Here is a 19,367-nt window from a genome sequence, read left to right as displayed (position 1 = left end):
TGAAAATGTCGGCCGCCGACAGGCTCCCGCCCGGGTGTCCTGACTTTGCGTGGTACACACCTTCAACCACGCCACGCCTTACTTTACAGGCCAGTATTCGCAGTTCCTTCTTTTCCATGTTGTTCATTTCATCCATCCTTTCCCAATCCACAGCTTAAACCATTTGTTTCGCACACATTTTTTGTCACAAAGCTCTTTTGAAACACAAAAAATATATAAAATGTTTAATATTCAGCTTGTTCGACCATTATTATGATGTCAATAGCACAAAATGTCAACACAAATATTGATTTTCGTTGCTTTGTATGAACTATTTCTGTGTTATCTAGTTCATTTAACAACAAAATCGAACAAATTTAAAGTAACCAATCATTTTTATAACATATATTGTATAAAACCGAACACATATGTGTTCATTATTAAATTTATATTTCAAAATCAGTTGATTTTTGCATAGAATTTGGTATAATATTAGAAAATATGATTGATACAGAATAGTTTGGACGTGTAAACCATGAGCAATCGAAGCGAGCGATTAAATAAACTTGTCGCCCTTTTAAAGGAAAATAAAACATTGACTGTTCGGCGGCTTTCTGAAATGTTGGGTGTTTCGGAAATGACAATCCGCCGGGATCTCGACACTTTAAAAAGCGACGCCATTGTGGACCGCAGCTACGGAAAAGCTACCTACCGTTCCAATACTGTTGTGGAAAACAGTTTTTCCAATTACGAGCTGTACTCCGCAAAAATACAAATGAACGAAGAAAAAGACCGCATCGGGAGGTTCGCGGCAACGTTAATTGAGCCGGGCGACGTTGTCATTATTGACTCCGGTTCCACCGCGGACAAGCTGGCAAGGTACATGCCGGAAGATATGGATATAACTGTGCTTTGCTACAATTACAATGTCCTTTCCTATCTCATCAACAAGCCGCTCATTAAGCTGATTTTCCCCGGCGGGTATTTCCATCCCAACGGACAGTTCTTTGAGTCGCCGCAGGGAATAGACCTGATCAGCGAAATCCGGGCGACAAAAGTGTTTATTTCAGCTACCGGTGTTCACGAAAAGCTGGGAATAACCTGCGCGAACAACTATGAGGTGCTGACAAAGCGCACCGCACTTCAATCCGCGCAGACGAAAATTTTAATTACAGACGCCAGCAAATTTGGGAAAGTAAGTCCGGCGTACTATGCCCAGTTAAACGAAATGGATATCATTATTACTGATTCCGCTCTACCGCCGGAATGGAAAAATATAATCGAGCAAGTCGGCATTAAACTTTTTATTGTTTAAAAAACAGGAGCACGAACAAATTCGTTCAAGCTCCTGTTTTTTTGTAAAATTTTTTCTTTTTTGGATAAGATTTTAGAGGCTAAAAATTTAAAAAACGGAGAAGTTAAATAAGAAAACCAAAGCCGATACGCGGCAGAAAGAGTGATCCCTATTGCCTCTATATATGTATCATAAAACAGAGCCGGGCGTATGGTCCGTCGGCTATTATTCGGAATCCGGGGATTGGATTTCGGAAAGTCAATGCATCAATGCGGAAGAGGCTGCCCTGCATGCGCACTGGTTAAACATTGAACGAAAGGATTCCGAATCCAAAGATATCCGGAACAATCTTTAAGCTCTATCCTATATTTGCCCTTAATAGTGGAACGATATGAACGAAAGGAGGGTGAACATGAAAAAGAAACTTATTATTATGATATCGATCTGCACTTTGATTCTTTTTTCTTTTACAGGCTGTCAAAATATGGGTAACACGGTTTCCGGCGCAGTATCCAAAGTAACATCCGAGGGTAAGGATCTCGGCGGCCAGGTTTCCGGCGTTATTTCCGGTTTAAAACCAAACAGCCAGCCAGGCAGCCAAGCCGGCACAGTACCCGGAAGCCAGCCCGGCACCGTTTCTTCAAAATAAAATGAACGGAATCCCTGCCGAACACAGTAGACAGGGATTCTCCATTATTTAGGACTTTTACCATCATTTACATTTGCAAAATTTTTCTAAATTTTGTAGTATAGAATCGTGCTATGAGAATTTGTAACTATGGGGGGTGATGCCAAGTTACCAGTCCTTCAAGTGAAAAATTCTCCCTATAGCCGCTCTGTAAAAAGAGCGGCTCTTTGATTTTTATCGGACTTTTATACGCTTATCTATCCTGTTTTGGGACAAACTAATTTTATCAAAAAACAGGAGGAAACAATATGAGCGATGAAGATAAGCGTAAACTGAAACTGCAGGACGAAGACTCTTTCTTTGATTCGGAGTGCGTGGTATCCTCAATGGACTGCACTGGGCTGATCCAAACGCCGCCGGCAAATAACGATGAAGCGGAGGCGTATACCGACATCTACGATATTCCGAAACCGGTGAACAATATCCCCAACGGCCTGCAGCATGAATAAGCAAACGGGCTGCCTCCCATAAAAAACAGCAGTACGGAAAACGTACTGCTGTTTTTCAATAAATATAAAAATTTACATTTTGCTTTCGCAGGGCTGCGAGATATTTCTAAGAGTCTGCTCCGCGTTGTCCTGCAGCTCCGGCTCGACGGAAATGTCCCCCAAAGCAAGGATTCCAACCAGGTTGTTATTTTCAACGATGGGAAGCCGGCGGATTTGATTTGTGCTCATAATTTTGGCGGCGTCATGAACATCCATATCCGGATTTCCAACAACAGGATTGGAGCTCATAATCGCGCTGACTTTTTCCTGCTTGGAATCCTTCCCCTCAGCAATCGTGCGGACCGCGATATCCCTGTCCGTTACAATGCCGACAACCTGATTCCGGCTGCATACCGGGATGGAACCCACATCATACTGCTTCATCAACTGCGCGGCTCTTTCAACGGAATCCTCTGAATTTAAGCTTGCAACTTTTTTGGACATAATCTCTTTTACTTTCAAATCACTCACCTCCGTTATAGCTTGCCCGCCGCGCAAGCCGAATATTACAATTTTTTGAATTAATTCGCAACAAAGGCGTTCCCCCCTTTATGCGGCGAACCGGCTGAATCAAAAATTCAGCCGGTCCGTTTTAAAAAGATTAATACTTCCCGTTCGCTTGGGATGGAACGGTAGGAATTTGATTGCTGGTTGTATTTATCAAATCAGATTCAGCGGTATTTCCTGTTTTAAACTGGCTTACCAACGCCTTCAAAGTCTGTGCTTGTCCGCTGAGTTCCTCGCTGGACGCTGCGCTTTCCTCGCTTGTGGCGGAATTCGTCTGTACAACGCCGGAAATCTGGTCAACGCCCTGCGTAATCTGTTCAATGGCCGTCGCCTGGTCATTGGAGGCCCTTGAGATTTCTTTAATTAGGCTGGAAGTACTATTGGTTCCTTCAACAATCTGCTGCAGGGACTGTGCCGTATCGTCCGCTATTTTCTGCCCTTTTTCAACCGACTGGATTGCGTTTTCAATTAATCCGGTCGTATCCTTTGCAGCCTGTGCGCTCTTGCTGGCAAGATTCCGAACCTCATCCGCTACGACGGCAAAGCCCTTGCCCGCCGCGCCGGCGCGCGCAGCCTCTACAGCCGCATTCAGCGCAAGAATATTGGTCTGGAACGCAATATCGTCAATCGTTTTGATAATATCACGGATTTTATTGGACGAAGTGCTGATTTCCACCATGGCCTCCGTCATTTCCTGCATCAGCCTGCTTCCATGCGCAATTTCGGTTGAAGATGCTTCGGACAGATCATTTACCTTTTGCGCGTTTTCCGCGTTTTGTTTTACCTGTACAGCGATATCCGAGATGGAAGCGGAAAGCTCCTCAATGGAGCTCGCCTGCTCGGTTGCGCCCTGCGCCAGCGACTGCGACGCGCTCGCCACCTGCTCGGCGCTGCTGGCAACCTGGTCGGCGGAATTATTAATTTCGGTAAACGTCTTAATAAGCGTGGTTTTAATATTTTCCAACGCGACTTTAATCTTTGAAAATTCGCCGATGTAGTCGCAATGCAGTTCAAAGACCAGATTGCCGGTGGCTATTTCATCCAAAACATGGGAGATTTCATTTATGTACTCAATATACTTTTTCAGCCTATCTACTGTTCTGGAGAAAGCTGTGCCAACCTTGCCAACTTCGTCCTGCGTTTTCACGTCGATTATTACGTCGAGGTTGCCTTCCGCAATCTGATTTGCGGCGGTTTCGAGCTTTCTGAGGGGATTGACAATCCCTTTCGCGATCAAAATCGTAACCACACAAATAATCAGAAGGGCAATCAACAAATCGACCATCAGGGAAGTTTGTACGGAATTATAGGATCTGTTGAATTCCGTTTCCGGCAAACCGGTGGCCACTCTCCAACCGGTGGAGCCAACCGGAGAAACAAATCCGTAATTCGTACCTCCCATTGCGGTATAGGTAAGGAAGCCGGAGTTTTTCCCCTGCATGCCATCGATAATATTCTGGGACATTTTCGAATCCGCTATGTTTTTGCTTTTAAGCGTTTGATCGGGATGATAAATAATCTGCCCGTTCGCGCTGGTGAGGATATAAAACCCGGTGTTTCCCAGCTTATAGCCGCTGATCATCTGGTAAAGGCGATCCAGCTTAATGTCAATTCCCGTCACGCCGATCAGCGTTGTTCCATCACTTTTATAAACCGGAGTGATGATGCTGACGGTCAGATCTTTTGACGTTGAATCCTCATAAGGATCCGTTATAATGGTCTTTTTATTCTCCGATAGCTTTTTGTACCATGGTCTGGAGGGTATATCTAACCCCGTAACGCCATCCGTCTGATCGATCAGCTGCTTAGTCGCCATATCCGCAATCCAAGTGTTGGCGATATTCTCCTTATCGGACTCCGTTATATTTCGGAGAGTCTGGTCAACCGCGTTAAAATTGGGAACCTCCTTCAAATTTGGTTTGGAAGCCGTATTCAGAAAGAAATTCTGAAAAGTAACATCCATTTCGAGCTGTTCCGTAATGCCCGTATATTTGGCAAAAAAGCTCTCAATCTGATTGGAAGCATACTGCGACTTCGTCGTCAATTCATCTGTCGTCAGTTGAGAAACCGACTGTTTTACCGGCTGGAGAATCATGAAAGACAGCAGAAGAAAAATAATGATTACAGGCAGGCCGATAAATAATAAAATTTTGGCTGCTAGGTTACGTTTGAAAATCATGCATATACACCTTCTATTTCTAATATTTCCATTTCTTTTATAATATCGACAAAAATTTAAAAAATTTTACAATAATCTGAATAAATCAGCGGGCAATAAGGAAAAAAAACGTTATTTTTTTTATTTCGATTTGTGCATCATATATAACCCAATATTTACCAAATCCAGTTCCCATGCTGCTTTTCATCCCCAAAATTTATGAAACATCCACGCAAGCACATACAAAATCCGCCCACCCGCTTTCCGCTTATGCTGTGGACAATCTTTCTCTCCCGTTCGCTTTCATGAAAATGCGGAACAAAACCTCCATTCTGCAATATTATGGATTAAGAACATTCACTGAAAGAGGCGGGGTAAAATGTACGCAGGAAATTCATTAAACCAGTTGGATAGAATCCGTCAGATACGGGGAATCGACGCCTGCAAAAACCAATTTCGGATAATGGAAAAAAAGAAGTCCAAAAGCACCATCCGGATTTTGAATGACGCCGGGCTGCATTTTGCAACCTTGTTCATCCTGCGCCCGGAGATTCTTGAGCAGAATCTGTTTCACGATCTTAATGAGCGCAACCGGATCGCGCTACGCTTTTGCGATAAAATTCTTCCTGAAAAAACACTTTCCGACGTTCCGGGAATTCCGCTGGCCATTAACAACGAAGCCTTCCATGCCTCTCTGCTCTGGATTTTACGCACCGGCGCCCCCGACGACGGGCTGAGCGAAGCGTTTGACCGCATTCTGGATGCCTCCGCGGCAATCCTTATTAAAAAATGCTGTGAAAAGCTGGTGCTCCCAATTGCCGCGGAGCTGATATTCAAACGCAATCAAAAAGGGAGCTATTACCATGATTTGGTATGGGCATTTTTCAGTTCTCGCGATGTTTACGCTTTGCGCCTGGTTGCCGAACGGCTTCGTTCCAACAACCCGAAAGATGCAGCGCTTGCGTGCCAGCTGCTCAACCTTCCGCACGACACGCCGCTTGAAACTAGGGAGGATAGGCAGAAGCAATATGCCCGTTACCTCTCGTGGCTGAACGAAAATCAACACTATCTCTGTTTTACAGGGGAAAGCCTGATGCAAACCAACTGTCCATCGCCCTGTAACGTTAATTTGGAAGCAAAATATTTATGTAAACAAATTCCTACCCGCAAAAAGGAGCCGCTGTCTGCCTTGTCGGAACCGGAACAGGCCGTGCTCAAACCATTCAAAGACATAGGTGAAGCAGAAAAAGCGGTGCTTGCAAACTATTCACACCATCTTCATGCGAGAAATCCTGCCAATTGGAACAAATGGGTGCGGTACCCCCTTGAAAAACAGCTTGAAATTGCCAAACTGGGCAGGAGGGAATTCACATGATATACGTAAACGGAACCGCCGTATCCCCGGAAGCTTTCCAAACGGAATATCCGGAAGGAAGCGTGGAGCAAATCGTGCTCGGCAAGCTTGCCGAAAGCGGTGCGCGTTTCTCCTTCCCCACGATGAACCACCTGAAATTCGAGCTGCGCCTGCGTAAGGAAATTGTTTCCGCCTCCTACGCGTTAAACCGGAGCGGCATGGGGTTTGCGGTTTTCCGCGAAACCCGCTGTAACCCGGCCTATTGGAACAGGGCCCGGGACGGCGGCTTCGTGCTGAAGGACGGCGTAAAGGCTTCCGATGCCGTCGCGGACATCTTTCGCAACGGCTCCAAATACGAGACCGAATGTGCAACCGCAATAATGATTGTATACTACGGCGCACTGTTAAATACCTACGGCGAAACACTTTTTAACAAAACTTTCCTAAAAATCGAGCTGATGAACTGGCACCGTATTGATAAGCTCCTGTGGGAAGTCGGCAATATTCGCAAGCGCGAAGTATACCTGCCGGGCGACCGCCGGTATTTCGACAACCCCGACGTGGATCCACTCGCCCCGGAATGGCAGGGAGAAAACGCCATCCAACTGGGCAACGGCATGTTCTATGGGCACGGGGTTGGGATCCAAAAACCGGAAACAATTATCCAGGCGCTGAACCGGTACCGGATGGAGAACGCGGACGAATCCGCTGTATTGCTGGACGCCGCCGGGCGACCGGATTTCAACAAACTAGCAAACATTTCTCTGCGGGGATACGCCTGATCGAAAAGCATGGCTTTCCTGTTTGACAAAACACGAAAGCCATGCTATGATATAAAAATAAGCCATGAAGGCTTTTTAAAGGAATTTATTTCACATGTGGAATTTGGATGGACTCAAAAGGGCACTACAGAAGTAGTTTCTTTTGGGTTATTTTTTTGCAGTGAAAGGAAGATGAAAATGCATATTCCGGACAATTATTTAAGCCCGGCTACCTGCGCTGTTATGGGCGCGGCCATGCTGCCCGCATGGACAGTTTCCATAAACAAGCTGAAAAAAGAAGTATCGCGTGCAAAAATGCCCCTTCTTGGCATCGGTGCTTCGTTCTCATTTCTGATGATGATGTTTAACGTTCCCCTTCCGGGCGGGACAACCGGCCACGCCGTTGGCGGAACGCTGCTGGCAATCCTTTTGGGGCCGTATGCGGCGTGTATTTCCGTTTCGGTGGCACTACTGATTCAAGCGCTGTTTTTCGGGGACGGAGGGCTTTTGTCCTTCGGCGCAAACTGCTTCAACATGGCGTTTGTCCTCCCCTTTGTCGGTTATTTCCTCTACAAATTCATCAAAGATCACACAGAAGGTAAAAAGGGAGAATACATCGGTATCATTATCGGTTCCTACGCCGGACTCAATGCGGCCGCCCTGTGCACGGCAATTGAATTCGGTATTCAACCCCTTCTTTTTAAAAACGCGGCGGGGCAGGCGCTTTACTGCCCGTATCCCCTGTCCGTATCCATCCCCGCTATGATGATCCCCCACCTTGTGGTTGCCGGGATCGTGGAAGCGCTGTTTACGGTTGCCATCTTCACTTTTATAAAGAAAGTATCCCCGGGAACCATATATGAAGGAAAGAAAGAAAAGAACAAGGCCGTTTACGGCCTGCTCGCAGCACTTATCTGCCTTACCCCCCTTGGGCTTCTCGCCACCGGAACCGCATGGGGCGAATGGAGCGCGGAAGAAATTCAGGCCGTCCCCGCAAGCAGCGGCCAGCCCCTTGGTTTTATTCCGGAAGGTATGCTCAACGGAATAAATTTTGAAGCCGCCATGCCCGATTATTCCATCGCCGGGCTTCCACCGTACGCGGGGTATATCCTGTCTGCCGTAGCGGGGGTTGCTATCCTTATGATAGTATTTAAAATTATCCAAAACGTAAAATCCAAAAATAATAAGGAAATACAATAATCCAGCTGGAGGAAACCGCAATGCCCGAATGGCTACTGAAAGAAGAACAGTACGAACCCATACCGGACAGGGATTCCTTTATCGATAAAAGCATCCTGTCCCTGCTGGGGATTCTGTCGCGCATCCGGGCGCAGAGCGGTATTCCGTCGGGAAAACATTTTGTGCATGCGCCCTTCAAGGTCGCATGCACTTTTCTGCTCGTTATCCTGCTTTCCCTTTCGAAAAGCCTCTTTTTTATCCTGACAATCAACGTTGCCCTTTTGGCGGCGACAAGCCTTTTGCCTGCCGATAAAATTTTCCATATCTTGAAAGCGGGATTTGCGGCCGCGCTTTTCACGCTGGTCATCCTTCTTCCGTCTGCCTTCTGGGGGAACCGGTATGGCATCGTCATGCTCCCGCTTAAGGTATTCGCCGCCGTAACCGCCGTGAATATCCTTTCGCGGACAACGCAATGGCGGCATATAACTGGGGCTTTGAAAACCTTTTTTCTTCCGGATATTTTTATCTTCGTGCTCGATATTACCATCCGGTATATTTTTATGCTTGGGGAATTTTCGCTCCCCATGCTCTACGCGCTGAAACTCCGATCCGTTGGAAAAAACAACCGGAAATACGCTTCTCTTTCGGGCATTACAGGCACTATGTTTATAAAATCGAAGGAAATGGCGGAGGAAATGAACGCCGCCATGGAATGCCGGGGCTTTACAGGCGAATACCGTAAAAGCGGCCGCATCCGCATGAATTGGGCGGATGCCGGGTACCTGCTGGTCCATATTCTTGCTCTGCTGATATTCTTATATTTGGGATGAATAACATGATCGAATTATCGGATGTGTCGTATTCCTATGAAGGCACGCCGGCGCTGAAAAACATCACACTACGCATTGAAAAGGGAGAATCCGTCGCGCTGATGGGCATGAACGGGAGCGGTAAGTCTACCCTGCTAAAGCTGATCAACGGTATCCTCTTCCCCGACAGCGGCACATACCGTTTCGCGGGGGAGAAAATTACGCACAAAAAAATGCAGGATCCCCTGTTTTCAAAACGCTTTCATCAGAAAATCGGGTTTGTCTTTCAGAACGCAGATACCCAGCTGTTCTGTGCCGACGTATACGATGAAATCGCCTTCGGTCCGCGCCAGATGGGACTGGATGAGGACGAAACGGAAAAACGGGTGGAGGACTGCCTGTCGCTTCTGAGCATTGAAGCCCTGCGGCACCGCCAGCCCTACCATTTAAGCGGCGGTGAAAAACGGAAAGTCGCCATTGCCAGCGTTCTGTCGCTTAACCCGGAGGTGCTCGTCTTTGATGAACCGCTGTTGGGGCTTGACCCCCGCACGCAGAGATGGTTTGTCTCTTTTCTTATGAAGCTGCATGAAGCCGGAAAGACGCTGCTTGTTTCTACACATAATCTGGAAATGGTGCAGGAAATGGCGGAACGCGCCGTCCTCTTTGACGAAAGCCATACGATCGCCGCGGACCGCCCCGCCGGAGAGCTTTTGAAGGACGTCGACCTGCTGATCAGGACAAATCTGGTCGACGAATATTATCACCACCACCCAGGCGCGGGGCACCAACATTTTCATATTCATCCTTTTTAAAAAGTCTGAGAAAGCATAAAGCCAAGCCTATTGGAATACGAATTGTATCCCAATAGGCTTTAATACTGTCTGTATATAATTTTACCTTCTTCTAGATGCTCTCAATGTATATGAAATCAAAAAGCTTTGCAAAATTAAATTTGTACTAATCTCAGTTTTTGTTTATATAGAGCACGACAGATACTTCCGTTTTGCAGGTAAGTTCTTTTGCTTCTATTTTCTTGCTATATTTTCTCCCTTCGTGGACAAACTAATCCATGGAAAGGAGTGTATGAAAATGGAAAAATCAAATGCGAACCCAAGCATTGAATGCACAGTAACTGAGTGCGAATATCACTGCCAAGATCAACAATACTGCTCGCTGGACAGCATTAGAGTCGGCACGCATGAGCAAAACCCGACACAGAAAAGCTGTACAGACTGCGAGTCTTTTGAATTAAAAAAATCTTATTAAATCAAAAAATTTTTGTCATAAGCAAACAGGCAAAAAATATGAGGTTAGCAAAACTGGCGCCGTTTTTTCACGGCGTCAGTTTTGTTTTTACAAAAGCAATTCACAAAAAAAATTTGCGGTTTTTCATTTTTTCCTGTTGCAAAATATATGAATGGTTGTCCTTACATAACAGAGAGGAAATAAATGTAAACAATGGTATTTTTAGTAATTTAGGCAATGGGTATTGATCTCCATGGAGTAAGCCGGAAGCATCATTTTTGGAAAGAGTATGGGACAGGCTTATGAACAGAAAAGTTGCGTGAGTTTTTGGGTTGCAGCAGGTCAGAACCAAAGTAAAATCCCGCTTAATAAAACGCGGAATCCAATGCTTCGGACATGCCGCAGGAAACAGAAGGGGTCAATATGAATCCGTTTTTCGAAAGCTTAAATCGAATTCTAATTTTCTCAGGCAGCCTCATAAACTGGCTGCTCGGTGGTTTTGACTCACTCATTTTTGCACTAATTGCGTTTACGGCTATGGATACCCTCTCGGTCGTCTTGCTCGGTGTAACCGACAAACGAGTGACAAAAAAGATCGGAATAAAAAGTATTTCCAAAAAAATGATGATGTTTGTTCTAGCCTCTCTGGGGAATATCATTGACCAGCATGTAATAGGCTATGGCAGCTCTCTTCGCACAATGATCATTCTTTTCTACCTATCTAACGAGGGAATCAATATCATTGGAAACGCAGGCAAAATGGGACTTCCTCTACCGGATAAGCTAAAAGAAGCCATTCATCAATTAAACGTGAGCGACAACAAAAAATAAAGTTCTCATTCCTGTTAAACTACCTGCTCATACCCAGAATTCTGGGCTTTGCGCCGGGCAAAACGAGCAGGATGCTGAACGGTAAAAATTCTTCTACGCGAAGGTCGATCGAGCTTTGAGCGGCTGCACTTAATGGAGCAATACCCTGAACAAGTCAATTAAGGAGGTGAAATCCAAAAAAGGAGCGGCGGGAATGCCCCGCCGCTCCTTTTTTGCCTTTGAAGTATTCTTATTAACGCTTCCGCGTTGTAAAAAAAGAATGCAAGTTCATGGTTTGAATCAAGAGGATACGTCGACTTTTCTTACCCACGACCAGCTTTCTCCGCTCTCAGATGTTTTAATTGCGCGCAATTTTAGGGAATAGCATTCCCGAAGCGATTGGTTGCCCTTACCGCCAATTGGTGTAGATTTCACCGTTTAATACTGCTGTTAAAAATTATTTCTCGCTCCCAGCATTGCTGTTCGTCGTTTCCATTTACCGGATCTGTCTACACTTCTGTTGACAGTATTCATACGTTGCGTTTTCCAAAAATATTATTTTTTCCGTCCATTACTTCTCTTCCGAAATCATACCTTAGTGTGGGGCACGGAAGCTATTTTACTAGCGCCCCCGCAAGAACCGGTTGCGCCTTTATATCAGCGCGAAAATCCGAATCCTTCTCGGGGGCGCTATGCGGGAAGGCGTCCGAATTCGGGGAGACTGCCTCGGGAAGTGGATTAAATTCATAAAATTAGATTAAAATAATCAAAATTCCATACGCGAAATATTAAGGTTTTTTCATTCCATAATGGACGAAGTCGCCCTCATTTTAAGGGCCGTATGTAGATTAGACGGATTAATAAGTCCTTTCAGCAGAATACGCCGATTCCGTTTCCACCAGCTTCCCGGCCGTGTTGTAAACCCTTGCCGTAGTGCAAACTCTGTATTTACCGCTGGTAACGTAGTAGCTTTCGGACAACTGGGCACCGGCGTTTCCCTTTCCGTTCTTGCTCCAGGATTTCACACCGGACCAGCCGTTTCCATTGTACTTCTGAAGCGTAACAGTCATCTTGACTGTATAGGAATTGTCATAGAGATCAACCGAACCCGTGCAGGTGGCTTTACCGGCCGCGTTAATGGAAAGACCCGCGCTTAAGGACATAATGTTCACAAAGCTGGGACGAACCACACCCGACTGACCATCGGCTTTCTTCTCCGCCGCGTAAGCGGGCAGGGATGAAAAAGCAACTACAAGAACCAAAAGAATTACGCTGACCAACTTTTTCATACTGGACACTCCTTTTCTTTTATTTTTTATATTGATAAGACAACCTAGTTGGATTTTTGCAACAAATTATTTTACAAAATTTACATTTTGGGCAATTTTAATAACTTCATCCTCGTTTTGCTTTGCTTTTACAGTAAAAATGTGCCCATCCATTTCCCATGTAACGGATACTATGGAATTTTTTATAACGAGAGTCCCCTTATGCCCGTGAACCAGAATAATTTTAATCAGCGACGCATTTTCGGTATCAAGCTCCACATCGTTTGAAGCGTCGTATTCCGAATAAACGATAAATTCTTTATTGTTCCCCTTTTTATGGTAAGTGATGGTTTTCAAAGGGTCTGAATAGTAAAGACTGTCGGCCTTAAAGTCATCGGGGATGTACGCAGGCACATATGCATTTTTCCAGTTTACCGCCAGGTTTTGCTCCTTATTATTTTCACTCCCGTCAAGCTGAATGGAAGTATATTCCGGCTCGATACGGATTAAAAAATTCAATACGTCTGCGCGGAAAGCTTGAACCGTAAAAACGGCTCCCGTAAACGCAAAAACAACGACCAGCATGGCAACGGCAACCTTATTGGCAAAGCTGCACAGCAGCTTTCCGCCGGAGGGATATGTCCTTTTCCGAATATTGCGATTCAACTGTTTCCGGAACCGATTTTCTTCATCTGCAGACGGAAGATACGCCGGATCTTTTTTTAACTGCTCATTTTCTTCCAGGAATACCCTTCCTTCTTTTTCCGCCGCCTCAAACATGATGAGTTTAAACAGGCTGTTTTCGTAATCTTCGTAAAGCTTATTCCGAAGCTGGTCTTTGCCCCTGTCTAGCATTCCGATGAACCCCCGCTCTCTATTAATTTTTTCGCGGCCCTTCTGGCCCTAGTTAAATATTCGCGTACGCTGTCCGGACTGATGGAAAGATCTTGGGCAATTTCCATATCCGTTTTCCCCAACACATACTTAAAGTACAATAAATCCCTTTGCCGTTCAGGCAGCTTTAAAACAGCATTTGACAGGGAATTCATTGTCTCGTGACGAATAATAAAATCTTCAACACTATCCGCTCCGGCTATTTCATCTTGCATATCGGATTCGCCCCCGTAAAAACCATGTTTCCTCTGCACATCCCGATGCTTTATGTAATTGATTGTTACGCTTTTAGATGTATAGACAACATAGGCGGCCGTTTTGCAACAGTCTAAAGAGCGAATTAACGGAATTTTTTCAATTAATTTAATAAAAACATCATTTACAAGATCGTCAATATCCCTGCCGTCCAGCAGAATACGATAAATGGTTTTGCGCACAAGCGGGTAATATTCCTTATATAACTCCATCATAAACAATTTGTCATCGCTGTCATCCATAGCGGCAAGCATCAACAGGAACATATTATCACTCCCTATAACAACTAACGATTTTCTTCGATTATCTCGTGTTTTCATAGGATTACATCAAATCAAAAAGAGCAATTGCGAAGCAGCACCGCATCCGGTAGGCCATGGAAAAATGGGTATAAGAACCAAAGCGTCGCCAGTTTCACGATTTGGGGGCCATGGTAACCCATTCTTCCTGCGGCAGCAAACCTCCCATGTCTAACAGGGTCATTGCCCTAAATTCCTTCGTTCTGCCTACCCGCAGATGGGTATCAGTAATGCTCCTAAACCGTCATTGCTCTGATGGTTAATATCCGACTGACTACCTGCTCTTTTTTATTGACTTGCATTGCTTCAGCCCGGTTGTGACGCTTCCGAAAGGGCCAATCAATGGTGCTTTTTTACACTGCCACTACTACTGGATGGCGAAGCAATGAGGGATTGTTTTTTCTTCAGCGGATTACCCTTGCGACTGGTGTAATAGTTATGGATTTCGGCGAATTCTCTGTTTGTTGCTACCAGCGGAAGAACGGCTCGGAACAGTAACGCCCGAAGACACCGCCTTCCTTGTTTGCTGATTCCGCTTTGTCCGTGGTATTTACCGGAACTGTTTTCACGGATAGCCAAGCCCGCCAACTTCTGAATCTGTTTGGGGGATCGGAAGCGTCCCAAATCTCCGACCTCGGCAAAGAAGCCCGCGAATCCTTCTCCGTTATTGGAGAAGCGGTATACCTTTCCTAAGTCAATGCCCCGCCAGTCAAACGTTCTGGCGTAATGCGTTTCACTACCAATGTCTACTCCGATGACGATTGTTTCGATTGTGACTTGATTTAACTTCTCATTCTGGGTAAAATTCATATTGATGCCCCTCGTTATTTTGAGTTGGATTCCACCCGGCTAGGTTTCATCCGCTCAAATTTTACGTGAGGCTGTCTTTTTTTCAAATCTCATTTTTACCCCTTACAGGAATGCGCCTATCTTAAAAAAAATACAGGGAAGCTTCCATTTTTTCATGGTGACATTATATCACTTTTTTATATAGAAAAATATGGATTTTTGTTTAAAATAAAAAAGGCACTTAAAGAAGTGCCTTTTTTGAAAAGACTTGTTGTCCGGTGCAATTTTGCCCACATCCTACGGAATCTGTACTATTTCTCCCCCTCCATGCATAACTATTACCAATTGGAAGTTGGGAGGAAGAAACGTGAAAGGCATTGTTGAAGAGCGCGCCGTGGAGCTCGGCGAGTACATAATCAAAAATAAAACCACCGTGCGCGGCGCAGCCAAAAAGTTTGGTGTGAGCAAAAGTACTGTACATATGGTTGTAGCTTAAATGAACGATTTTACATTTTGGTAGGACAGAGAAAAAAGCCAGGGATTCCGGATCTTTGATTATGAGAAGGGAATCCTTGGCTTTTGTATTTCGAATGTTGCTCAACAAATTTTTCTAACCGGAAAGGGAAATCAGATATTATAAAATGCAGATGGAGTGATTAACATGAAGAAACGGTTCAGCGAGGAACAGATCATCAGGATTCTAAAAGAGCATGATTACAATACTTTTAAGGCGAAATTGATAAATCGATTCAACTTTCGAACCGATGAAGAATTGACACATGCTATTTCAGAATATGCATATGTTTGGTACAATCAGGTTCGTCCACACACTCATACAACGATTATCGAACGCCATATGAAGCAAGGTATGGATTGGCTTAATTTAGACAGTGGTGTTACAAAATTGCTTGACCATTACAATTTTACATAATTCCAAAGCCCGCTCTAGCGCCTGATCCATATTGTAATACTTAAAGTCCGCTAAACGTCCACAATAATAAAGGTTCTCCACCTTATCGGCCAGTTCCTTGTATCTGTCATATTTTCGTTTACTTTCTTCAGTTAAAACCGGATAGTATGGTTCTGATTTACTATTATCGCAATAAGTCAGGGGATACTCTACCGCATAAGTAGTCCCCTTTACATTTTGTACAGGCAACTTTTTATATTCGGTGATGCGAGTATAGCCTGCTGCCTGTGGATAAGCAACTACAGGTGCTTTCTGCTTGCTTTCAATGTCTTCGTGCACCCATTCAAAGTGTAGAGAACGATAAGGTAGTGATCCCTCTATACAGCCAAAAAGTTCATCAAGGGCTCCTGTATAAACGACCGTACAAGGACAGATTCTATCATCAAGAAACAGTTTGGAATCTTTTACCGAAAGACGCGTAAGCGCATCAATGTTAAATTTGACTGTAATATTAGGGTGGTTTATCAGATTCTTGAAAAAATCCGTATAACTAGGCCGGGGTATAACCTGATATTCATCATCAAAATAGCCCGTATCATATGAAAAGCGTAAAGGGACACGCTGTAGAATACTCACATCAATTTCATTAGGCGATACTCCCCACTGTTTTGCGGTATACAAGCTGTAATCTTTGTCAAACAAGAATTGGCCATAAGCCCGAATTAATGGGTCATCGTGCTGTATCACTTCCACCACAGTCGCTGTCTGCCTATCCCCAAAAGCCGCTTTGATATGTGCTTTCAGTTCTATGGCTTGCTTAGGAGCATAAAAATCATCAATCGTTTGAAAATTGAACGGAGTCGGCGTTGCAATGCCATCAATTTCAGTCATGCAGGTAAGTTTATAATCCACCCAGCTAGCAAAGCGACATATATAATCGTACAATTCTTTCTTCTTAGTATGAAAGGTGTGTGGACCATATTTGTGTACCAAAACACCATATGAATCCACGTAATCATACATATTCCCTGCAATATGATCCCTGCGTTCCCATATCGTAACTTTATAACCCCGTTCTGCCAGATTACGTGCTACAACACAACCCGACAAACCACAACCTACTACTAAAAAATCCATTTAAAAGCCACCATACTTTTCCATGAACTGTGAAAAAGTTTGAAGGTTCTTATCTTTATCGGATAGGATAATTTGATTATCTACACGTTCCAGCGGCCACTTTACATCGATGTCTGGGTCATTCCACATAATACCATCATCGTACTCTCCATAAAACTTTTCTGCACATTTATAAGAAACCACCGAATGCTCCAATACTAAATATCCATGGGCACAACCGGCAGGGACCAACAACTCATCTTTGTTTTCTTCCGAAAGTTCAAAGCCAAGCCATTTTTTAAAGGTAGGCGAGTTTTTGCGCAAGTCAACAACTACATCATAGACATGCCCCCATACACAACGAACCAATTTAGGCTGCTGTTTTTCACGTTGAAAATGCAATGCACGAATTACCCCTTTATGCGAATTCGTATAAAACACTTCTTTTAAATCATGTGTTATCCCATTTTGCTCAAACACTTCCTGAGAATAGTCTTTAATGAAATAACCACGAACATCTTCTGCTAAAAAAGGTTTAACTAAAATCAAACCATTAATTTCAGTTTCCTGAAAAGAAAACTTTTGCATTTATTTTTCCACCTCTTTCAACCACTCTAAAGTACGCTTACACCCTTCTGCAAAACTTACTTGAGATTTAAATCCGGTATCTTCTTCCGTTTTTGAACAGTCAAAAACAGGAAGGGGTAGGTTAATCCCCGTAAATCGGACATCTCCGAACGTAAACTCTTTCTCCGGTGCAACGGCTGATTTCATTTCCAGCACAAATTCTCTAAGTGGCTTTGCATTAGAGCTGCCAATTATATATTCACAAAATGGTTTTCCATTTTCTCCAATTAAGTGAAATGCACGTGCCACATCATCGATATAAACAAAATCATAGTTCTGCGTGCCGGAAGTAAATTGCAATGGTTCTCCATGAATGATCTTACGCAAAGTAGTATTCACAAAGCGAGGAGAGCGTTCCCCGACTCCGTAGGCGTTTGTGATCTGCACCCATACTAAATCGATACCAATGTCAGCAGCTACTGATTTACACATAGTATGTGCTACCAGTTTGCCGCTTCCATAGATATATCCCAGACCAGGTTTATTGCCAGCCGAAAAAGCAGCAGCAATGGTTTCATGTTCCATAATGCTGCCAGCACACACAAACCTCTTACATCCAAGTTCCTTAGCGAAACGTAAGCAGTCTACTGTCCATTGAGCATTTTTTAATTGAAGGGCTGTATCTGCACGGGCGGGTCCGGCAGAACCGGCCCAAGCAAAGTGGAAAAACGTATCACAACAGCCAATTTGTATTTTATCCTTTAGTGAAGTGAGATTTTCCAAAGACATGGGGATAAAAGTAACTAGTGGAGATTCTGGCAGATTTCCATTGCAACCTTCCATATCCAATGCTATGACTTCAATGCCATGGGTAATTAATTCGCGGGTTACGGCTCCACCGACAAAGCCATTCGCCCCAGACACAATAACTTTTTTCATTGCATTTTCTCCCTATAATCTTTAATTTGCCGATCCATTTCAGCCGGGATATCCTGTCCGGAAAGCCATACTCTTGTCCATTTACAGGTGTTCTCAATGGCGTCTGTAATATGCCAAGTAGGCTTCCAGCCGAAAGTAGCTTTAATCTTAGAACAATCCAGTTTTAAGAAATTAGCTTCGTGCGGGCCGCCTGTCCACCGATTCTCCCATGATGCTCCTTCGCCCCATGTTTTGCAAAACAGATCAACCAGTTTTCCTGTTGTTACACAATCGCATTCGTCAGGACCAACATTGTACCAATCTGCATATCTCCCATCTTGGTACTGTTTTTGAACAATCATGAGATACGCAAATAACGGTTCAAGCACATGCTGATATGGCCTGGTAGAATGAGGATTTCTTACGATAATGGTTTCTTTTTTCTGAACCGCGCGCACACAATCCGGTATAATACGATCTTTGGCAAAATCTCCACCGCCAATAACATTTCCGGCACGTGCGGTACTGATAGCCACGGAACCATCCGAAAAAAAGCTATTTTTGTAGCTGTGTGTTACCAGTTCGGAACAGCTTTTTGAATTAGAATACGGATCAAATCCGTCCAAAGGCTCGTTTTCACGATAGCCCCAATGCCATTCATTGTTTTGATATACTTTATCGGTGGTTACGTTTAAAAAGCTTTTCACACAAGTGTTTTGCCGAACACATTCCAAAATATTAACCGTACCCATTACATTTGTTTCGTATGTGTAGGCAGGTGTTTGATAGCTTTCTCTCACAATAGGCTGAGCAGCCAGATGTAAAACGATTTCCGGACGTGCCGTGTCAAAAGACTTCTTTAAATGTTCCACATCACGAATATCTCCAATAATGGAATCCATATTTTTTCCCAAATCCGCCATAGAAAATAAATTTGGTTTGGTAGGTGCCGGTAAAGAATATCCGGTAACTTCGGCACCTGCGTTTAAAAGAATACGGCAAAGCCAGGATCCTTTAAAGCCGGTATGACCTGTTACTAACACCTTTTTGCCATAAAAAAATTCTAAATCTATCATCGT

General features: G+C 44.2%; 20 protein-coding genes and 4 pseudogenes. 13 read left to right on the top strand and 11 right to left on the bottom strand.

Annotated features, from left to right (window positions below; all coding sequences use genetic code 11):
- A pseudogene (locus CAGA_RS12845) lies at positions 1–127 on the bottom strand (transketolase); the annotation flags it as partial.
- Positions 128–514: 387 nt separating this feature from the next.
- On the opposite strand from CAGA_RS12845, the gene CAGA_RS09860 reads away from it, so the two are divergent.
- From CAGA_RS09860 to CAGA_RS09845, 4 genes are all read left to right on the top strand, one after another.
- Positions 515–1,294, top strand: a complete 780-nt coding sequence (locus tag CAGA_RS09860) for a DeoR/GlpR family DNA-binding transcription regulator (protein ID WP_135660348.1) — start codon at positions 515–517, stop codon at positions 1,292–1,294.
- A gap of 151 nt (positions 1,295–1,445) precedes the next feature.
- The gene (locus CAGA_RS09855; RefSeq protein WP_135660346.1) at positions 1,446–1,628 is read left to right on the top strand and encodes a hypothetical protein; all 183 of its coding nucleotides are present in this window, start codon (positions 1,446–1,448) and stop codon (positions 1,626–1,628) included.
- 57 nt (positions 1,629–1,685) lie between these two features.
- Entirely contained in the window at positions 1,686–1,922 is a 237-nt protein-coding gene (locus tag CAGA_RS09850) for a hypothetical protein (RefSeq protein WP_135660344.1), read from the top strand.
- Between the two features lie 287 nt (positions 1,923–2,209).
- Complete coding sequence (locus CAGA_RS09845) at positions 2,210–2,410, top strand: hypothetical protein (protein WP_135660342.1); 201 nt, start codon at positions 2,210–2,212, stop codon at positions 2,408–2,410.
- 72 nt (positions 2,411–2,482) lie between these two features.
- Here the strand turns inward: CAGA_RS09845 and CAGA_RS09840 are convergent, their stop codons facing one another.
- Both CAGA_RS09840 and CAGA_RS09835 read right to left on the bottom strand, forming a co-directional pair.
- Positions 2,483–2,911, bottom strand: a complete 429-nt coding sequence (locus CAGA_RS09840) for a CBS domain-containing protein (RefSeq protein WP_135660340.1) — start codon at positions 2,909–2,911, stop codon at positions 2,483–2,485.
- A gap of 139 nt (positions 2,912–3,050) precedes the next feature.
- A complete protein-coding gene (locus CAGA_RS09835) occupies positions 3,051–5,135 on the bottom strand; it encodes a methyl-accepting chemotaxis protein (protein ID WP_135660338.1) in 2,085 nt (694 codons plus the stop codon).
- Positions 5,136–5,493: 358 nt separating this feature from the next.
- Here CAGA_RS09835 and CAGA_RS09830 point away from each other — a divergent pair, with 358 nt between their 5' ends.
- From CAGA_RS09830 to CAGA_RS09800, 7 genes are all read left to right on the top strand, one after another.
- A complete protein-coding gene (locus CAGA_RS09830; protein ID WP_135660336.1) occupies positions 5,494–6,489 on the top strand; it encodes a hypothetical protein in 996 nt (331 codons plus the stop codon).
- Positions 6,486–7,250, top strand: a complete 765-nt coding sequence (locus CAGA_RS09825) for a protein-glutamine gamma-glutamyltransferase (RefSeq protein WP_135660333.1) — start codon at positions 6,486–6,488, stop codon at positions 7,248–7,250. The genes CAGA_RS09830 and CAGA_RS09825 overlap by 4 nt, the downstream gene beginning before the upstream one ends.
- A 177-nt stretch (positions 7,251–7,427) precedes the next feature.
- The gene (cbiM, locus tag CAGA_RS09820; protein WP_135660331.1) at positions 7,428–8,429 is read left to right on the top strand and encodes a cobalt transporter CbiM; all 1,002 of its coding nucleotides are present in this window, start codon (positions 7,428–7,430) and stop codon (positions 8,427–8,429) included.
- A gap of 20 nt (positions 8,430–8,449) precedes the next feature.
- Positions 8,450–9,238, top strand: a complete 789-nt coding sequence (locus tag CAGA_RS09815) for an energy-coupling factor transporter transmembrane component T (RefSeq protein WP_135660329.1) — start codon at positions 8,450–8,452, stop codon at positions 9,236–9,238.
- Positions 9,239–9,243: 5 nt separating this feature from the next.
- Positions 9,244–10,029: an energy-coupling factor ABC transporter ATP-binding protein gene (locus CAGA_RS09810; RefSeq protein ID WP_135660327.1), complete on the top strand. Its 786-nt coding sequence runs from the start codon at positions 9,244–9,246 to the stop codon at positions 10,027–10,029.
- A gap of 271 nt (positions 10,030–10,300) precedes the next feature.
- Positions 10,301–10,483 carry a DUF1540 domain-containing protein gene (locus tag CAGA_RS09805; RefSeq protein WP_413814395.1) on the top strand — a complete coding sequence of 61 codons (183 nt, stop codon included), beginning with the start codon at positions 10,301–10,303 and terminating at the stop codon, positions 10,481–10,483.
- A 402-nt stretch (positions 10,484–10,885) separates the two neighbouring features.
- Positions 10,886–11,293 (top strand): phage holin family protein, encoded by a 408-nt coding sequence (locus CAGA_RS09800; protein ID WP_135660323.1) that lies wholly within the window; start codon positions 10,886–10,888, stop codon positions 11,291–11,293.
- 836 nt (positions 11,294–12,129) lie between these two features.
- On the opposite strand, the gene CAGA_RS09795 is transcribed toward CAGA_RS09800, so the two are convergent.
- The 4 genes and pseudogenes from CAGA_RS09795 to CAGA_RS09780 all read right to left on the bottom strand — a co-directional run.
- The gene (locus CAGA_RS09795; RefSeq protein WP_135660322.1) at positions 12,130–12,561 is read right to left on the bottom strand and encodes a hypothetical protein; all 432 of its coding nucleotides are present in this window, start codon (positions 12,559–12,561) and stop codon (positions 12,130–12,132) included.
- A gap of 66 nt (positions 12,562–12,627) precedes the next feature.
- Complete coding sequence (locus CAGA_RS09790; protein WP_135660320.1) at positions 12,628–13,395, bottom strand: DUF4367 domain-containing protein; 768 nt, start codon at positions 13,393–13,395, stop codon at positions 12,628–12,630.
- Positions 13,389–13,955 (bottom strand): sigma-70 family RNA polymerase sigma factor, encoded by a 567-nt coding sequence (locus CAGA_RS09785; RefSeq protein WP_135660318.1) that lies wholly within the window; start codon positions 13,953–13,955, stop codon positions 13,389–13,391. Before CAGA_RS09785 ends, CAGA_RS09790 begins: the two co-directional genes overlap by 7 nt.
- A 414-nt stretch (positions 13,956–14,369) precedes the next feature.
- A pseudogene (locus CAGA_RS09780) lies at positions 14,370–14,636 on the bottom strand (transposase); the annotation flags it as partial.
- A gap of 508 nt (positions 14,637–15,144) precedes the next feature.
- Between CAGA_RS09780 and CAGA_RS09775 the strand changes: the two are divergent.
- A pseudogene (locus CAGA_RS09775) lies at positions 15,145–15,258 on the top strand (sporulation transcriptional regulator SpoIIID); the annotation flags it as partial.
- 225 nt (positions 15,259–15,483) lie between these two features.
- Positions 15,484–15,659: pseudogene (locus tag CAGA_RS12840) on the top strand (IS3 family transposase); the annotation flags it as partial.
- Position 15,660: 1 nt separating this feature from the next.
- Here CAGA_RS12840 and glf read toward each other — a convergent pair.
- From glf to rfbG, 4 genes are read right to left on the bottom strand one after another with little or no spacing between them, the layout of a single operon-like run.
- Positions 15,661–16,824: a UDP-galactopyranose mutase gene (gene glf / locus CAGA_RS09765; protein ID WP_135660311.1), complete on the bottom strand. Its 1,164-nt coding sequence runs from the start codon at positions 16,822–16,824 to the stop codon at positions 15,661–15,663.
- The gene (gene rfbC, locus CAGA_RS09760) at positions 16,825–17,391 is read right to left on the bottom strand and encodes a dTDP-4-dehydrorhamnose 3,5-epimerase (protein ID WP_135660309.1); all 567 of its coding nucleotides are present in this window, start codon (positions 17,389–17,391) and stop codon (positions 16,825–16,827) included.
- Positions 17,392–18,309 (bottom strand): NAD-dependent epimerase/dehydratase family protein, encoded by a 918-nt coding sequence (locus CAGA_RS09755; RefSeq protein ID WP_135660307.1) that lies wholly within the window; start codon positions 18,307–18,309, stop codon positions 17,392–17,394.
- Positions 18,306–19,364: a CDP-glucose 4,6-dehydratase gene (gene rfbG, locus CAGA_RS09750; protein WP_135660305.1), complete on the bottom strand. Its 1,059-nt coding sequence runs from the start codon at positions 19,362–19,364 to the stop codon at positions 18,306–18,308. Before rfbG ends, CAGA_RS09755 begins: the two co-directional genes overlap by 4 nt.
- Positions 19,365–19,367: the final 3 nt, after the last annotated feature.

The sequence above is a fragment of the Caproiciproducens galactitolivorans genome (genome assembly GCF_004768785.1).
GTDB classification, from domain to species: Bacteria; Bacillota; Clostridia; order Oscillospirales; family Acutalibacteraceae; genus Caproiciproducens; species Caproiciproducens galactitolivorans.
The sequence above is the reverse complement of the archived record's forward strand: the minus strand, read 5'-3'. Positions and strand labels throughout refer to the sequence as shown.

What these genes read in the sequence shown, in the direction of transcription:
- CAGA_RS09860 (WP_135660348.1), top strand. Translation starts at nt 515, where the DNA reads ATGAGCAATCGAAGCGAGCGATTAAATAAACTTGTCGCCCTTTTAAAG.
- CAGA_RS09850 (WP_135660344.1), top strand. Translation starts at nt 1,686, where the DNA reads ATGAAAAAGAAACTTATTATTATGATATCGATCTGCACTTTGATTCTT.
- CAGA_RS09845 (WP_135660342.1), top strand. Translation starts at nt 2,210, where the DNA reads ATGAGCGATGAAGATAAGCGTAAACTGAAACTGCAGGACGAAGACTCT.
- CAGA_RS09835 (WP_135660338.1), bottom strand. Translation starts at nt 5,135, where the DNA reads ATGATTTTCAAACGTAACCTAGCAGCCAAAATTTTATTATTTATCGGC.
- CAGA_RS09830 (WP_135660336.1), top strand. Translation starts at nt 5,494, where the DNA reads ATGTACGCAGGAAATTCATTAAACCAGTTGGATAGAATCCGTCAGATA.
- CAGA_RS09825 (WP_135660333.1), top strand. Translation starts at nt 6,486, where the DNA reads ATGATATACGTAAACGGAACCGCCGTATCCCCGGAAGCTTTCCAAACG.
- cbiM (WP_135660331.1), top strand. Translation starts at nt 7,428, where the DNA reads ATGCATATTCCGGACAATTATTTAAGCCCGGCTACCTGCGCTGTTATG.
- CAGA_RS09815 (WP_135660329.1), top strand. Translation starts at nt 8,450, where the DNA reads ATGCCCGAATGGCTACTGAAAGAAGAACAGTACGAACCCATACCGGAC.
- CAGA_RS09810 (WP_135660327.1), top strand. Translation starts at nt 9,244, where the DNA reads ATGATCGAATTATCGGATGTGTCGTATTCCTATGAAGGCACGCCGGCG.
- CAGA_RS09805 (WP_413814395.1), top strand. Translation starts at nt 10,301, where the DNA reads ATGAAAATGGAAAAATCAAATGCGAACCCAAGCATTGAATGCACAGTA.
- CAGA_RS09800 (WP_135660323.1), top strand. Translation starts at nt 10,886, where the DNA reads ATGAATCCGTTTTTCGAAAGCTTAAATCGAATTCTAATTTTCTCAGGC.
- CAGA_RS09795 (WP_135660322.1), bottom strand. Translation starts at nt 12,561, where the DNA reads ATGAAAAAGTTGGTCAGCGTAATTCTTTTGGTTCTTGTAGTTGCTTTT.
- CAGA_RS09790 (WP_135660320.1), bottom strand. Translation starts at nt 13,395, where the DNA reads ATGCTAGACAGGGGCAAAGACCAGCTTCGGAATAAGCTTTACGAAGAT.
- CAGA_RS09785 (WP_135660318.1), bottom strand. Translation starts at nt 13,955, where the DNA reads ATGTTCCTGTTGATGCTTGCCGCTATGGATGACAGCGATGACAAATTG.
- glf (WP_135660311.1), bottom strand. Translation starts at nt 16,824, where the DNA reads ATGGATTTTTTAGTAGTAGGTTGTGGTTTGTCGGGTTGTGTTGTAGCA.
- rfbC (WP_135660309.1), bottom strand. Translation starts at nt 17,391, where the DNA reads ATGCAAAAGTTTTCTTTTCAGGAAACTGAAATTAATGGTTTGATTTTA.
- CAGA_RS09755 (WP_135660307.1), bottom strand. Translation starts at nt 18,309, where the DNA reads ATGAAAAAAGTTATTGTGTCTGGGGCGAATGGCTTTGTCGGTGGAGCC.
- rfbG (WP_135660305.1), bottom strand. Translation starts at nt 19,364, where the DNA reads ATGATAGATTTAGAATTTTTTTATGGCAAAAAGGTGTTAGTAACAGGT.